The following is a 13022-nucleotide window of genomic DNA, read 5'->3' on the forward strand; positions in this document are numbered from 1 at the left end:
GCCGCATAGACAGGAGAGGTAACCCGACCGATGACCGAACAGACCCGCGACCCGCGCCTGGTGGTGGAGGTGCTCTCCGAGGCACTGCCCTACATCCAGCGCTTCTCCGGCAAGACCGTGGTGGTGAAGTACGGCGGCAACGCCATGACCGAGGACACCCTGATCGACTCCTTCGCCCGCGACATGGTGCTAATGAAGGAGGTCGGCATCAATCCGGTGGTGGTGCATGGCGGGGGACCGCAGATCGGCGAGCTGCTGGAGAAGCTCAGTATCGAGTCACGGTTCGTCAACGGCATGCGGGTGACCGATGCCGAGACCATGGACGTGGTGGAGATGGTGCTGGGCGGGCTGGTCAACAAGGGCATCGTCAACCTGATCAACCAGTGCGGCGGCAAGGCCATCGGCCTGACCGGCAAGGACGGCGCGCAGATCCGCGCGCGCCAGCTCAAGGTGGAGCACCAGAGCCCGGAGATGACCGCGCCGGAAATCATCGATATCGGCCACGTGGGCGAGGTGGAGCACATCTCCACCGACCTCATCGAGATGCTCGCCGCCCGCGACTTCATCCCGGTGATTGCCCCCATCGGCGTGGATGCGAAGGGCCGCAGCTACAACATCAATGCCGACCTGGTGGCCGGCAAGGTGGCCGAGGCCCTGGATGCCGAGAAGCTGATGCTGCTGACCAACGTGGCCGGCCTGATGAACGCCGAGGGCGAGGTGCTCACCGGGCTGACCACCGGCCAGGTGGATGCCCTGATTGCCGACGGCACCATCCATGGTGGCATGCTGCCGAAGATCCGCTGCGCCCTGGACGCCGTGAAGGGCGGCGTGAGGAGCGCCCATATCATCGACGGCAGGGTGCCCCATGCCACCCTGCTGGAGATCTTCACCAACGCCGGGGTGGGCACCCTGATCACCGACATCCCCCAGGACCCGAACGCCGGCTGAGCCCTCCGGCCCGATTCACCCGACCGACAAGAACATAACGACATGACGCAGGAAACACGAACCCCCAGTCGCCGTGAGCAGATACTGCAGGGCCTGGCGCTGATGCTGGAGGAGGACAGCGGCAAGCGCATCACCGTGGCCGCCCTGGCCCGCCAGGTCGGCGTCTCGGAGGCCGCACTCTATCGCCACTTCCCCAGCAAGGCGCGCATGTTCGAGGGGCTGATCGCGTTCATCGAGGAGTCCCTCTTCGAGCGCATCGGCCGCATCCTCGAGGAGGTGCCGGAGGCGGTGCCACGCTGCGGCCAGATCCTCACCCTGGTGCTGGCCTTCGCCGAGAAGAACCCGGGCCTCTCCCGCCTGCTGGGCGGCGACGCCCTGACCGGGGAGACGGCACGATTGCGCCTTCGCATCCACCAGCTCTTCGAGCGCCTCGAGACCCAGCTCAAGCAGGTGCTGCGCGAGGCAGAGCTGCGCGAGGGGCGGCGCCCCTCGCTGCCGGTCTCGGCGGCCGCCAACCTGCTGCTGGCCCAGCTCGAGGGGCAGATCTCGCGCTACGTGCGCAGTGACTTTCGCCACCGTCCTACCGAGCACTGGGACGACCAGTGGGCGCTCCTCTCGGCCCAGCTGCTGCGCGACACCCCTCAGACGGCCTGACGGCAACGTGCGGCATAACGCACGACGCCCCGACCGTTGGTCGGGGCGTCGTCATGCGGATGCGGGCACCGCGGAGGTCATGCCGCCAGGGCGTCACCAATCTGCAGGCGGATCTTCTTCATGGCGTTCTTCTCGAGCTGGCGGATACGCTCGGCGGAGACGCCGTAGACGTCGGCCAGCTCGTGCAGGGTGGCCTTGTCATCCCCCAGCCAGCGACGCTGCAGGATGTCCCGGGAGCGCTCGTCGAGGGCCTCCAGGGCCTGCTGCAGACGGTGCGTGGCATCCTGCTCCCAGTCGCTGTCCTCGAGCTGGGTGGCCGGGTCGGCGCTGGCATCATCGAGGAAGTGCACCGGCGCCTGGTAGGCGGACTCGTCGTCTTCCCCTGGCGCGGCATCGAAGCCCGCGTCGTGGGCCGACAGTCGCCCTTCCATCTCGCGCACCACCTCGGGCTTGACGTCGAGGTCCTTGGCGATGGCCTCGACCTCGTCGCTGTTCAGCCAGGCCAGGCGTTTCTTGGCGCCCCGCAGGTTGAAGAACAGCTTGCGCTGGGCCTTGGTGGTGGCGATCTTGACGATGCGCCAGTTGCGCAGCACGAACTCGTGGATTTCGGCCTTGATCCAGTGCACGGCGAAGGAGACCAGCCGCACGCCCTGGTTGGGGTCGAAGCGCTTGACGGCCTTCATCAGGCCGACATTGCCTTCCTGGATGAGGTCGGCCTGGGGCAGGCCGTAGCCAGAATAGCTGCGCGCGATATAAACGACGAAGCGCAGATGCGAGAGCACCAGGCGCCGCGCCGCCTCGAGGTCGCCCTCGTCGTGCAGGCGGAAGGCCAGTTCGCGCTCTTCGTCGACGGTCAGCATGGGGATGCCGTTGACCGCCTGGATGTAACCGTTCAGGTCATGACCCGGGGAGAGTTGACCCACCGGCAGAAGACTGGTGCTCATGTGCAGGTTGTCTCCTTCGAAACCCATAAGGCTGTGCATGGTTGCCGCATATGACGGTGAAGACCGACGAAAGTTCCGGCTGATGCCCGATATCCCGTGGATTCGACCGGCACTCGCCTCAGCGAGGCCGGATCTCCGCCAGGTGCCGATTCACGGCGATCCAGGCACCCAGCCAGCCAAGTAGTGTACTACAGGCAAGCAGTATTGTAGACCCCTCGGGGCCCAGCCGCGGCAGGTGGAAGCTGGCCCCGTAGCTCGCCGCCAGGGCCGAGACCGGCGCCGAGAGCCAGTCGCTGCCCAGCGTCAGCAGGCCCCAGGCCAGCAGGCCGCCGCCCAGCCCGAACCAGGCCCCGCTGTAGAGGAAGGGGCGACGCACGAAGGCATGGGTGGCGCCGATCAGGGTCACCACCTCGATCTCCTGGCGGCGATTCTCCACGGCGAGCCGGATGGTGTTGCCCACCACCAGCAGCACGCCCAGCCCGAACAGCACGCCCAGGGCCAGGGTGACCCGCTGACCCAGCTCGGCGAGGTGGCGCAGGCGCTCGAGCCAGGCGAGGTCCAGGCGCACCTCCTCGACCCCAACCACGGCCTCGAGGGTCTCGGCGAGCTCGCGCACCGCCTCGGGGTCGGGGTCCCCGGGGCGCACCACCACGCTCGCCGGCAGGGGATTGCCCTCGATCCTCGCCAGGGCATCGCGCAGCCCCAGCGCCTGCTCGAACTCGGCCATCCCCTCGGCGGCGGTGATCAACCGCGTGCCGGCCACCCCCGCCTGGGCGGCCAGGGCCTCCTCGATGCGCCCGGCCTCGCCCTCCCCGACCCCGGCCTCCAGATAGGTGGTGAGGGTCGCACTCTCCTCAAGCTCGGCGTCGAGCAGGCGGGCGCTGTCCAGGGTCAGCCAGAGCCCTGCCGGCAGCACCAGGGCGATGGCAATGGCCAGCATGGTCAGCAAGCTGCCCAGTGGCCGGCGCAGCAGGCGGCAGGCACTGTCGACGGCCATGGCGCGGTGGTGACGCGCCCAGGCCCGCCAGCGGACGCCGCCTGACGGCCGGTGCGTGCGTGCGCCGCGGGGCGAGGGGGCGGGTTCGCGGCTCATGCGACCTCCTCGTCGGCGACCAGACGCCCCTCGTGGAGCCGCAGGGTGCGATGTCGCAGCCGGGCGATCAATGCCAGGTCATGGCTGGCGACCATCACCGTGGTCCCGATGCGGTTGAAGTCCTCGAACAGTGCCATGATGTCGGCGGAGAGCTGGGGGTCGAGGTTGCCGGTGGGCTCGTCGGCGAGCAGCAGCGCCGGCTTGTTGACCACCGCCCGGGCGATGCCGACCCGCTGCTGCTCGCCGCCGGAGAGCTCGATGGGCAGCGCGGCCTCGCGGTGCAGCAGCCCCACCTTGTCCAGCGCCGCCCGCACCCGACGCGCCGCCTCGCGATGCTCGACCCCCTGGATCTCCAGCGGCAGGGCCACGTTGTGATAGATGGAGCGATCGAAGAGCAGCTGGTGGTCCTGGAAGACCACGCCGATCTGGCGGCGATAGAAGGGAATCTGGCTGTGGTGCAGGCGGTCGATGTCATGGCCCGCCACCCGCACCTTGCCGCGACTGGGTCGCTCCAGGCGCATGATCAGGCGCAGCAGCGAGCTCTTGCCCGCGCCGGAGTGGCCAGTGAGGAAGACCATCTCGCCACGATGCACCCGGAAGTCGATATTGGCGAGCGCCTCGAAGCGCCCTCCGTAGCGCTTGCCGACGTGCTCGAAGGCGATCATGACCCGGGCGACACCGGCTCGCGGTCGAACAGGGCATCGACGAATTCGCTCGCCACGAAGGGGCGCAGGTCATCCAGCGACTCGCCGACGCCGATGAAGCGGATCGGTGTGCCGAGCTGGCGGGCCAGGGCGAAGATGATACCGCCCTTGGCGGTACCGTCGAGCTTGGTCAGGGTAATGCCGGTGACCGGCACCGCCTCGTTGAAGGTCGAGGCCTGGGCGAGGGCGTTCTGGCCGGTCCCGGCATCGAGCACCAGCATCACTTCATGGGGGGCACTGGCGTCGACCTTGCCCATCACCCGGCGAACCTTCTTGAGCTCCTCCATCAGGTGGGCCTTGTTGTGCAGGCGGCCGGCGGTGTCGGCGATCAGCACGTCGACGCCCCGCGCCTTGGCGGCCGACACGGCATCGAAGATCACCGAGGCGCTGTCGGCCCCGGTGTGCTGGGCGATCACCGGCACGTCGTTGCGCTCGCCCCAGACCTTCAACTGCTCCACCGCCGCCGCCCGGAAGGTGTCGCCGGCGGCCAGCATCACGCTGCGCCCCTCGCGCTGGAAGCGCTGGGTCAGCTTGCCGATGGTGGTGGTCTTGCCCACGCCATTGACCCCCACCACCAGGATCACGAAGGGGCCTTCACCCTTGGGCGGCAGCGCCAACGACCGGGTGACCGGCTCGAGCATCGCCGCGAGCTCCTCCTGCAGGGCCCGGTAGAGCGCCTGTGGCTCCTTGAGCTCCTTGCGCGAGACCCGGTCGGTGAGCCGGTCGATGATCTCGGTGGTGGCCTCGATGCCCACGTCCGCCATCAGCAGCTGGGTCTCGAGCTCCTCCATGAGGTCGTCGTCGATCTGCTTGCGGCCCATGAAGAGGTCGGCCAGGCCGTCGGTGAGGTTGGCCCGCGTCTTGCCGAGCCCGGCGCGGATGCGCGCGAACCAGCCCGTCTTCTCGGCGCTCGGCTTCTCCTGCAGGGCCGCCCTGGGCCGAGCCGGCTCGGGTTCGGGTTCGGGTTCGGGTTCGGGTTCGGGTTCGGGTTCGGGTTCGGGCGCAGTCTCGACGGCCGGCCCGGCCTCCACCGTCGAGGCGGGAGCGCTGGCCGCCTCCCCTGGCGTCGGGGCGGATTCGGCGGCCGCGTCCCGGGCCGGCTCGTTCGTCTCCGCCGGCTGGCGGCCGGAGGTAACCTCGTGGTCCTCGTCGTCGCTGGCCTCCGCCTGCGGCGCGGGCTCGGTGGCGTCGTCTGCCGCTTGCTCGTCCGACCGGCGTTCGGCCTCCTGTTCCGGTGTCGTCTGCTGCCCTTCCTGCTTCTTCTTGCGCTTGAAAATACCGAACATGGGGGGATCACGCCTCACGGATGAACGAATCGTCTCATCCTACCATCGCGCACCATGACTGTGGACAAGCCGGCGGTTACAATCCGCCCCCATGACACGACGCCGCCCCCCCTCCCGCAAGCCCCGCCGGCCGGCTGCCGCCCAGGCCAAGCGCCCCGGCCGACTGCGCCTGATCGGCGGCGAGTACCGGCGCCGTCAGCTGCCGGTGCTCGACCACCCGGGGCTCCGCCCCACCCCGGACCGGGTGCGCGAGACGCTGTTCAACTGGCTCGCCGCCGTCACGCCCGGGGCACGGGTCCTCGACCTCTTCGCCGGCACCGGGGCACTCGGCCTGGAAGCCCTCTCGCGGGGCGCCCGGCAGGCGGTGTTCGTCGAGGGCGACGCCCGGGTGGCGCGCCAGCTGGCCGACAACCTTGCGACCCTGGGGGCCGCCGAGCGCGGATGCCTGATCACCGCCGATGCCCTGGCCTTCCTCGCCGACGACCCCACCCCCTTCTCCCTGGTATTTCTCGACCCGCCCTTCCGCCAGGGGCTCACCGGGGCCTGCTGCCGCGCCCTGGAGGCCGGCTGGCTCACCGAGGAGGCGCTGATCTACGTGGAAACCGAGTCGGCGCACGCCCCCGAGGTCCCCGCCAGCTGGCAACTGCACCGCGAGGTGCGTGCGGGCGACAGCACCGGGCGGCTCTACCGCCGGCATCCGGCTGGCGCGGGGTCGCCCCACGGCGACGCTTGCTGAGCCCCGAGCGCGGCGTTACGCTGCGCGCTGAAGGACCCCCATCGGGCACGCCCCACCAGCAGGATGTCGTCAGGAGAACAGGATGAGTATCGAACTCTTCAACCAGCTCGAACAGAAGGTCACCAGCGCCGTCGAGGCCCTGGAGTTGATGAGGATGGAAGCCGAGGAGCTGCGCGAGGAAAACGCCCGTCTGAAGCAGGAACGCGAGGAGTGGGAGCGCCGCCTCTCCGCCCTGCTGGGCAAGTTCGACGAGGTCGAGACGACCGCCAGCAACTGAGGCGGCCTCAGGCCAGCGGGAGCGACATCAGCAGCGCATCCTCCCGCTGGCCGGCAGCGCCTGCCGGGTAGTAGCCACGGCGCCGGCCATCCTCGCCGAACCCCGCCCCCCGATACAGCGCCAGGGCCGCGGCGTTGCCCGCCCTGACCTCCAGCAGCAGGCGCTCGCTGCGCCAGCCCTGCGCCTGTTCGATCACCGCCGCCAGCAGGCGTCCCGCCGCCCCCTGGCCACGCGCCTCCCTGGCCACCAGGATCGCCTGAAGCTCCGCATCGAAGGGCAGCCGCACCACCATCGCATGGCCGATCAGGCACGCCTCACGCTCGATGCCGAACACCCGGGTGTCGGAGTCGTCCAGTGCCGCCTGCAGCTGATCCCGGCTCCAGGGGGCGGAGCTGGCGGCCAGCTCCAGCGCCGACAGCGTCGCCAGGTCGGCCGGCACCAGGCGACGCACCACCTCAGCCGGGCTCACGACTCGCCTGCCAGGCGTCGCGCCACCCGGCCAGCCGCGGCCAGAGGGCACGCTTGGCCTCGGCACTACCGGCCAGCTCGCCAAGCGCAGGCCCCTGCCAGGCCGGCAGCGCCAGCAGCGGGCAGTGGTCGTCGGCGAGGGTCAGGATCTCCGCGAGGGTCTCGTCCTCGCCGAACACCAGCAGCCGTTCCGGTACCCAGCCTCGCCGCTGCCGACCGGCCAGGAAGGCCTGGAGACCCTCCCGGGCCTCTTCCAGCGGCGCCTCCACCGGCAATCCCTCCACCTGGGGCCAGCGGAAGGCCTCGAAGGCCGGCATCTGCTCGGGCACCACGCCAGCGGCCTGCAGCAGGTGGCGCAGCAGGCGCAGCTCCACGCTGCCGGGCGGCGCCTCCCGGGGCAGCAGCACCAGCCAGCGGCCATCCAGGCAGGCGACCTGCAGGGTGAAGCGCAGCGCCTCGCCATGGCGCACGGGGGCCGGGGCCTGCGTCTCGGGCGTCGCCTCCTGTTCGTCGGCGGGCACCAGGTCACCGAGCAGCGCCCGGGCCTTGCCGGCCGGGGGGCGGTGGCGAGGCTCCGGCTCGGCAGGGGCCGGTCGCGGGGTGGCGACCTGGGCCTCCGCGGCCTCGTCGAGCAGCGCATGCAGCCGCTCCCCGGGGGCGCGGCGCTCCTCGGCCACCGGCGCGGCACTCTCCCACTCGCAGGGCGGCGTGGGCAGGGCATTGGGCAGGCGATAGCGGGAGACCCAGGCCGTCAGGCCCATGGCCTCCAGGTACTGCAGGCGCTGCGGCTCCGGGGTCACGACTTGCCGCCGCCCCGGCAGTCGGGGGAGTCGGGGCGGGAGCGGCCGCTGGCCTCCCACTCCCCGGGGGTGAAGAGATGCAGGGCCAGGGCGTGGACGGGGCCGGCGAGTTCGTCGGCGAGCAGCGCATAGACCTGCTGGTGTCGCTTGACCGGCATCAGCCCCTCGAAGCGGGAGGCGACCAGGGTGACCTTGAAGTGGGTCTCGGAGTTCGGCGGCACGTTATGCCGATGGCTCTCGTTCTCCACCGCCAGGAAGGCGGGCTCGAGGGCCCTGAGCTTGTCTTCGATGGTGGCCTGGATGCTCATGTCGGGGTTCCGATGCTGGGTGAATGATGGGGCCATTGTACGCCTTCAGTCCGGGTCAGACGACGCCCGCAGCGGCTCGGCACGCCGCGCCTCGCGCTGGGCCCGCCCGGCCAGCGACACCCGCCCCAGGCTGGCCGCGAGCGACAGCACACAGGCCCCAGCCCCGACCCAGAGGGTCGCCTGCACCGGCGCACCGGCCGCCAGGAAGGCGCCCACCAGGGCCACCCCCAGCGATTGGCCCACCGTGCGGGTCGTGCTCATCACGCCGGAGGCGCTGGCACTGCGCTCGCGAGGCACGCTGGCCATCATCTCGCGGTTGTTGGGCGGCTGGAAGAGCCCGAAGCCAAGACCGCAGAGCGCCGTGCGCCACAGGCTGTCCACCACGCCGGCCTCGGCATCGAGCCCGGCCAGGGCAGCAAGCCCCAGGAGCAGCAGCACCAGGCCACCGCTGGAGAGCAGGCTGGGGTTGACCCGGTCCGCCAGTTGCCCGGCCAGGGGGCCCACCAGCATGATCGCCAGCGGCCAGGGCGTGAACATCCAGGCGGTCTCCAGTGGCGTGAAGCCCATCTCCTGCTGATAGAGGAAGGAGAGCGCCACGAAGGCCAGGCCCTGGCCGACGAAGGCAAGCCCCGAGGCCGAGACCGCCAACGTGAAGCGTCGCTCGGCAAACAGCGAGAGCGGCAGCAGCGGGTGGCGGGCCCGACGCTGGCGATGCAGGAAGAACCCACCACTGAGCAGGCTCAGTGCCAGCCAGCCGAGTACCTGCCAGGCCGGCGCCCCGTGGCCGAGGCCATCCAGGCCGAGGAAGAGCCCGGCCAGCATGGCCACCGAACAGAGCGCCCCGCGCCAGTCGAAGCCGTCGCGCCGCCCCGCCTCCCGGGGCAAGGCCCGCCAGGCCAGCCAGGACGCGCAGAGTCCCAGGGGCACGTGCAGGGCGAACAGCCAGGGCCAGTTGGCCACGGAGAGCACCAGCCCGCCTATGGTCGGTCCCGCGGCGTAGCCACCGGCCACCACCAGGGCGGAGAGCCCCAGGGCGCTGCCGAGCAGCCGCGAGGGGAAGATCGAGCGGTAGAGCGACGGGCCGATGGAGAGGGTCGCCGCGGCCCCGAGGCCCTGAAGGGCACGGAACAACAGCAGGGTCTCCAGGTTCGGCGCCAGGGCGCTGCCCAGGGCCGCCAGGGTGAACAGCGCCACCCCGGCGGCATAGAGCCGCCGGCGGCTGACCAGTTCGCTGAGGGCGGCGAAGACCAGCAGGAAGGCGGCACAGACGACCTGGAAGAGGTTGGTGACCCAGACTACCCGGGAGGCGGACACCCCGAGGTCGGCCGCCATGGCGGGCAGCGCGATGTTGACCATGGTGGTGTCCACCACCGCCATCAGGGTACCGAGGATCAGCGCCAGTACCGCCAGGCGCCGCTCGGGGCCCGGCAGGCCGTCGTCGCCGGGGCGGGTCGCGAAGAGTCGGCTCATCCTGCTTCCATCACTGCGGGGTCCATAACGCGGAAACCGGCCGAAGCCGGTTTCCCATGTTCGCTGTCGGACAGGAGGGTCAGTCCTGGTCCGTCTCCAGGAGCAGGGCATCATCCACCTCGGAGATCTCCAGCGCGGCCTCGTCGTCGAGGTCGATGGCCAGGTAGCTGTGCTCGATCTGCAGGAAGCGCTGGAAGAGCGCCCAGTCCAGGGCTTCCGGCCACTGACGCTCGTCCTCTTCCCAGGCGCGCAGCTCGGTCTCCAGGATCTCGAGGTAGCGCTCGCGCACGAAGGCCTCCAGGGCCTCGGGCGCGTCCATCTCCGGGATCAGGTAGACGGTACTTTCGCGTTCGACGTCGGCCAGGGTCAGGTCGTCGCCCTCCATCGTGGGTTCGAGTGCATTGATCCATTCCACGAAATGCCGGGTCGGCCTGACGCTCAGGGCGGAGCGGTTGAGCAGTTTCATCACGGTCTCCTCGACGTCGAAACGACGATCATTATGGGTGCTCGGGCCGCCCCTTACCAACACTTCCGACTCCCGATCACTCCACCTCGGGGCGCATCGCCGGAAACAGCAGTACGTCGCGGATGGAGGCGCTGTCGGTGAACAGCATCACCAGCCGGTCGATGCCGATGCCCTCGCCGGCGGTGGGCGGCAGGCCGACCTCCAGCGCTCGCACGTAGTCGGCGTCGTAGTACATCGCCTCCAGGTCGCCGGCCTCCTTCTCCGCGGCCTGGGCGCGGAACCGCTCGGCCTGATCCTCGGCGTCGTTGAGCTCCGAGAAGCCGTTGGCGATCTCTCGGCCGCCGACGAAGAACTCGAAACGCTCGGTGACGAAGGGGTTGGCATCCTTGCGCCGCGCCAGCGGGCTCACCTCGGTGGGGTACTCGGTGATGAAGGTGGGCTGCTGGAGACGATGCTCCACGGTCTTCTCGAAGATCTCGATCTGTACCTTGCCCAGTCCCCAGCCGTCCTTGACGTCGATGTCCAGGCGCTCGGCGATCTGGCGCGCGGCGGACTCGTCGGCCAGGGCCTCGGCATGGATCTCCGGGTTGAACTCGAGGATGGCATCGAACACCGTGATGCGCCGCAGCGGCTGGCCGAAGTCGTATTCGAAGGTCTCCAGCACCTCGCCCTCGCCGTTGCGCACGGTATTCAGCACCGTGGTGGTGCCCAGCACCTTTCGGGTCACGCTGCGCAGCATCTCCTCGGTGAGGTCCATCAGGTCGTTGTGGTCCGCATGGGCCTGGTAGAACTCGATCATGGTGAATTCGGGGTTGTGGCGGGTAGAGAGCCCCTCGTTGCGGAAGTTCCGGTTGATCTCGAAGACCCGCTCGAAGCCGCCCACCACCAGGCGCTTGAGGTAGAGCTCCGGCGCGATCCGCAGGTACATGTCGATGTCCAGCGCATTGTGGTGGGTGACGAAGGGACGTGCCGTGGCGCCGCCGGGAATCTGCTGCAGCATGGGCGTCTCGACCTCCATGAAGCCGCGATCCTCGAAGAAGCGTCGCATGGCGCTGATCACCCCGGCGCGGGTCTCGAACACCCTGCGCGAATCGGGGTTCATGATCAGGTCGACGTAGCGCTGGCGGTAGCGCGCCTCCATGTCGGTGAGACCGTGGAACTTGTCGGGCAGCGGGCGTAGGCTCTTGGTGAGCAGCCTGGCCTCCACCATCATCACGTAGAGATCGCCCTTCCCCGACTTGTGCACCGGTCCGCGGGCCGCCACGATGTCGCCGATGTCCCAGCCCTTGACGTCCTCCAGCACCTCGCCCGGCAGCCCCTTCTTGTCGACATAGAGCTGGATCGTACCGGACGGGTCCTGGATGACGATGAAGGGACCACGCTTGCGCATGACCCGCCCGGACACCGCGGCACGGCGGTCCAGGGCCTCCAGGTCCGCCTTCTCCCGGTCGCCGAGCTCGCCGCTCAGTTCGGCCGCCAGGCTGTCGCGGCGAAAGTCGTTGGGGAAGGCGCTCTCGCCGGTCTCGGCGGCACGCTCGCGGCGCGCCGCCAGCTTGGCACGCCGCTCGGCGATCAGGCGGTTCTCGTCGTTCTGCGGGCTATCCGGTGAGGGGCTCTCGTTGGCCATAGGGCTACCTGTCATCAAGTTGGGCTGGGGCGGAAAACGGCGGCGAGGGAAGGACACCGCCAAGGCGGGGCCCTTCGCCCCGCCATGAGCGGCAGGGCTAGAGGCCCTGCTTGAGGCTTGCGACGATAAACGGGTCCAGGTCACCGTCCAGCACCTTGTCGCAGCTGCTCGACTGCACGCCGGTACGCAGGTCCTTGATGCGCTGGTCATCCAGCACATAGGAGCGGATCTGGCTGCCCCAGCCGATATCGGCCTTGGAGTCCTCGGCCTCCTGCTTGGCCGCGTTGCGCTTCTGCATCTCGTGTTCCCACAGCTTCGCCTTGAGCTGCTTCATGGCGAAGTCGCGGTTGGCGTGCTGGCTGCGCTGGCTCTGGCAGGCCACCACGATGCCGGTGGGCTCGTGGGTGATGCGCACGGCCGAGTCGGTGGTGTTGACGTGCTGCCCACCGGCGCCGCTGGAACGGTAGGTATCGGTGCGCAGGTCCGAGGGATTGATCTCGACCTCGAAGCTGTCATCCACCTCCGGCGACAGGAACACCGAGGCGAACGAGGTATGCCGACGGCCGCCGGAATCGAAGGGACTCTTCCGCACCAGGCGATGCACGCCGGTCTCGGTGCGCAGCCAGCCGAAGGCGTACTCCCCCTGGATGTGCACGGTGGCCGATTTGATGCCTGCCACCTCGCCGGCGGAGACCTCGATGATCTCGGCCTTGAAGCCGTGGTGCTCGGCCCAGCGCAGGTACATGCGCAGCAGCATGTTGGCCCAGTCCTGGGCCTCGGTACCGCCGGAACCGGCCTGGATGTCGAGATAGGCGTTGTTCTCGTCCATCTCGCCGGAGAACATGCGCCGGAACTCGAGCTTCTCGAGGCTGGCCTGCAGCCCCTCGAGCTCCTTCTGGACCTCGGCGACGGTGCCCTCGTCCTCCTCCATCTCGGCGAGCTCGAGCAGGTCGCGACTGTCGCCGAGCCCCTGGTCGAGCTCGTCGATGGTGGCCACGATCGCCTCCAGCGTCGCCCGCTCCTTGCCGAGCTTCTGGGCATTGTCCGGGTCGCTCCAGACGTCCGGATCCTCGAGCTCGCGGGTGACTTCCTCTAGCCGATCCTTCTTCTCGGCATAGTCAAAGATACCCCCTCAGGACGTCTGTCCGCTCGGACAGGTCCTTGATCAGGTGGTGAATCGGGTTGGTTTCCAGCATGGGGCTCATCCGAGTCTGCGATGGAACGATAGCCGCCGCGGCGCG

The 13022-nt window shown here is 69.5% G+C and carries 15 protein-coding genes; 4 read left to right on the top strand and 11 right to left on the bottom strand.

Annotated elements, in window-relative coordinates; translation table 11 throughout:
• Nucleotides 1–30: 30 nt before the first annotated feature.
• Nucleotides 31–948, top strand: coding sequence for an acetylglutamate kinase (gene argB, locus QLQ86_RS02080; protein ID WP_282734140.1), 918 nt, complete (start codon nt 31–33; stop codon nt 946–948).
• Between the two features lie 42 nt (nt 949–990).
• On the top strand, nt 991–1602 hold the full coding sequence (gene slmA, locus QLQ86_RS02085; RefSeq protein ID WP_282734139.1) for a nucleoid occlusion factor SlmA: 612 nt from the start codon (nt 991–993) through the stop codon (nt 1600–1602).
• Between the two features lie 77 nt (nt 1603–1679).
• Here slmA and rpoH read toward each other — a convergent pair whose 3' ends face one another.
• From rpoH to ftsY, 4 genes are all read right to left on the bottom strand, one after another.
• A complete protein-coding gene (gene rpoH / locus QLQ86_RS02090; protein WP_282734138.1) occupies nt 1680–2546 on the bottom strand; it encodes an RNA polymerase sigma factor RpoH in 867 nt (288 codons plus the stop codon).
• A gap of 118 nt (nt 2547–2664) precedes the next feature.
• On the bottom strand, nt 2665–3639 hold the full coding sequence (gene ftsX, locus QLQ86_RS02095) for a permease-like cell division protein FtsX (RefSeq protein ID WP_282815769.1): 975 nt from the start codon (nt 3637–3639) through the stop codon (nt 2665–2667).
• Complete coding sequence (ftsE, locus tag QLQ86_RS02100) at nt 3636–4304, bottom strand: cell division ATP-binding protein FtsE (RefSeq protein ID WP_282734136.1); 669 nt, start codon at nt 4302–4304, stop codon at nt 3636–3638. The genes ftsX and ftsE overlap by 4 nt, the downstream gene beginning before the upstream one ends.
• Nucleotides 4301–5629, bottom strand: a complete 1329-nt coding sequence (gene ftsY, locus QLQ86_RS02105; protein WP_282815770.1) for a signal recognition particle-docking protein FtsY — start codon at nt 5627–5629, stop codon at nt 4301–4303. The genes ftsE and ftsY overlap by 4 nt, the downstream gene beginning before the upstream one ends.
• A gap of 91 nt (nt 5630–5720) precedes the next feature.
• On the opposite strand from ftsY, the gene rsmD reads away from it, so the two are divergent.
• Both rsmD and QLQ86_RS02115 read left to right on the top strand, forming a co-directional pair.
• The gene (gene rsmD / locus QLQ86_RS02110) at nt 5721–6365 is read left to right on the top strand and encodes a 16S rRNA (guanine(966)-N(2))-methyltransferase RsmD (protein ID WP_282815771.1); all 645 of its coding nucleotides are present in this window, start codon (nt 5721–5723) and stop codon (nt 6363–6365) included.
• Between the two features lie 82 nt (nt 6366–6447).
• Nucleotides 6448–6642 (top strand): cell division protein ZapB, encoded by a 195-nt coding sequence (locus tag QLQ86_RS02115; protein WP_282734133.1) that lies wholly within the window; start codon nt 6448–6450, stop codon nt 6640–6642.
• Between the two features lie 7 nt (nt 6643–6649).
• On the opposite strand, the gene QLQ86_RS02120 is transcribed toward QLQ86_RS02115, so the two are convergent.
• From QLQ86_RS02120 to prfB, 7 genes are all read right to left on the bottom strand, one after another.
• Nucleotides 6650–7111: a GNAT family N-acetyltransferase gene (locus QLQ86_RS02120; protein WP_282815772.1), complete on the bottom strand. Its 462-nt coding sequence runs from the start codon at nt 7109–7111 to the stop codon at nt 6650–6652.
• Complete coding sequence (locus QLQ86_RS02125; protein WP_282734131.1) at nt 7098–7910, bottom strand: hypothetical protein; 813 nt, start codon at nt 7908–7910, stop codon at nt 7098–7100. Before QLQ86_RS02125 ends, QLQ86_RS02120 begins: the two co-directional genes overlap by 14 nt.
• Complete coding sequence (locus QLQ86_RS02130) at nt 7907–8218, bottom strand: BolA family protein (RefSeq protein ID WP_282734130.1); 312 nt, start codon at nt 8216–8218, stop codon at nt 7907–7909. The genes QLQ86_RS02125 and QLQ86_RS02130 overlap by 4 nt, the downstream gene beginning before the upstream one ends.
• A gap of 45 nt (nt 8219–8263) precedes the next feature.
• The gene (locus QLQ86_RS02135) at nt 8264–9688 is read right to left on the bottom strand and encodes an MFS transporter (RefSeq protein WP_282815773.1); all 1425 of its coding nucleotides are present in this window, start codon (nt 9686–9688) and stop codon (nt 8264–8266) included.
• A gap of 79 nt (nt 9689–9767) precedes the next feature.
• The gene (locus QLQ86_RS02140) at nt 9768–10154 is read right to left on the bottom strand and encodes a hypothetical protein (RefSeq protein ID WP_282734128.1); all 387 of its coding nucleotides are present in this window, start codon (nt 10152–10154) and stop codon (nt 9768–9770) included.
• A gap of 76 nt (nt 10155–10230) precedes the next feature.
• Nucleotides 10231–11781: a lysine--tRNA ligase gene (lysS, locus tag QLQ86_RS02145; protein ID WP_282815774.1), complete on the bottom strand. Its 1551-nt coding sequence runs from the start codon at nt 11779–11781 to the stop codon at nt 10231–10233.
• A 97-nt stretch (nt 11782–11878) separates the two neighbouring features.
• A protein-coding gene (gene prfB / locus QLQ86_RS02150; protein ID WP_407650026.1) for a peptide chain release factor 2 occupies nt 11879–12977 on the bottom strand; the annotation gives its coding sequence in 2 pieces (ribosomal slippage) (nt 11879–12901 and nt 12903–12977; 1098 coding nt in all).
• Nucleotides 12978–13022: the final 45 nt, after the last annotated feature.

The sequence above is a fragment of the Halomonas rhizosphaerae genome (genome assembly GCF_030012485.1).
GTDB lineage: Bacteria > Pseudomonadota > Gammaproteobacteria > Pseudomonadales > Halomonadaceae > Halomonas > Halomonas rhizosphaerae.

Excerpts from the sequence above, each read along its gene's own strand:
- QLQ86_RS02140 (WP_282734128.1), bottom strand. The coding sequence starts at position 10,154 with ATGAAACTGCTCAACCGCTCCGCCCTGAGCGTCAGGCCGACCCGGCAT.
- rpoH (WP_282734138.1), bottom strand. The coding sequence starts at position 2,546 with ATGAGCACCAGTCTTCTGCCGGTGGGTCAACTCTCCCCGGGTCATGAC.
- QLQ86_RS02115 (WP_282734133.1), top strand. The coding sequence starts at position 6,448 with ATGAGTATCGAACTCTTCAACCAGCTCGAACAGAAGGTCACCAGCGCC.
- lysS (WP_282815774.1), bottom strand. The coding sequence starts at position 11,781 with ATGGCCAACGAGAGCCCCTCACCGGATAGCCCGCAGAACGACGAGAAC.
- ftsX (WP_282815769.1), bottom strand. The coding sequence starts at position 3,639 with ATGAGCCGCGAACCCGCCCCCTCGCCCCGCGGCGCACGCACGCACCGG.
- ftsE (WP_282734136.1), bottom strand. The coding sequence starts at position 4,304 with ATGATCGCCTTCGAGCACGTCGGCAAGCGCTACGGAGGGCGCTTCGAG.
- rsmD (WP_282815771.1), top strand. The coding sequence starts at position 5,721 with ATGACACGACGCCGCCCCCCCTCCCGCAAGCCCCGCCGGCCGGCTGCC.
- argB (WP_282734140.1), top strand. The coding sequence starts at position 31 with ATGACCGAACAGACCCGCGACCCGCGCCTGGTGGTGGAGGTGCTCTCC.
- QLQ86_RS02135 (WP_282815773.1), bottom strand. The coding sequence starts at position 9,688 with ATGAGCCGACTCTTCGCGACCCGCCCCGGCGACGACGGCCTGCCGGGC.
- ftsY (WP_282815770.1), bottom strand. The coding sequence starts at position 5,629 with ATGTTCGGTATTTTCAAGCGCAAGAAGAAGCAGGAAGGGCAGCAGACG.
- slmA (WP_282734139.1), top strand. The coding sequence starts at position 991 with ATGACGCAGGAAACACGAACCCCCAGTCGCCGTGAGCAGATACTGCAG.
- QLQ86_RS02130 (WP_282734130.1), bottom strand. The coding sequence starts at position 8,218 with ATGAGCATCCAGGCCACCATCGAAGACAAGCTCAGGGCCCTCGAGCCC.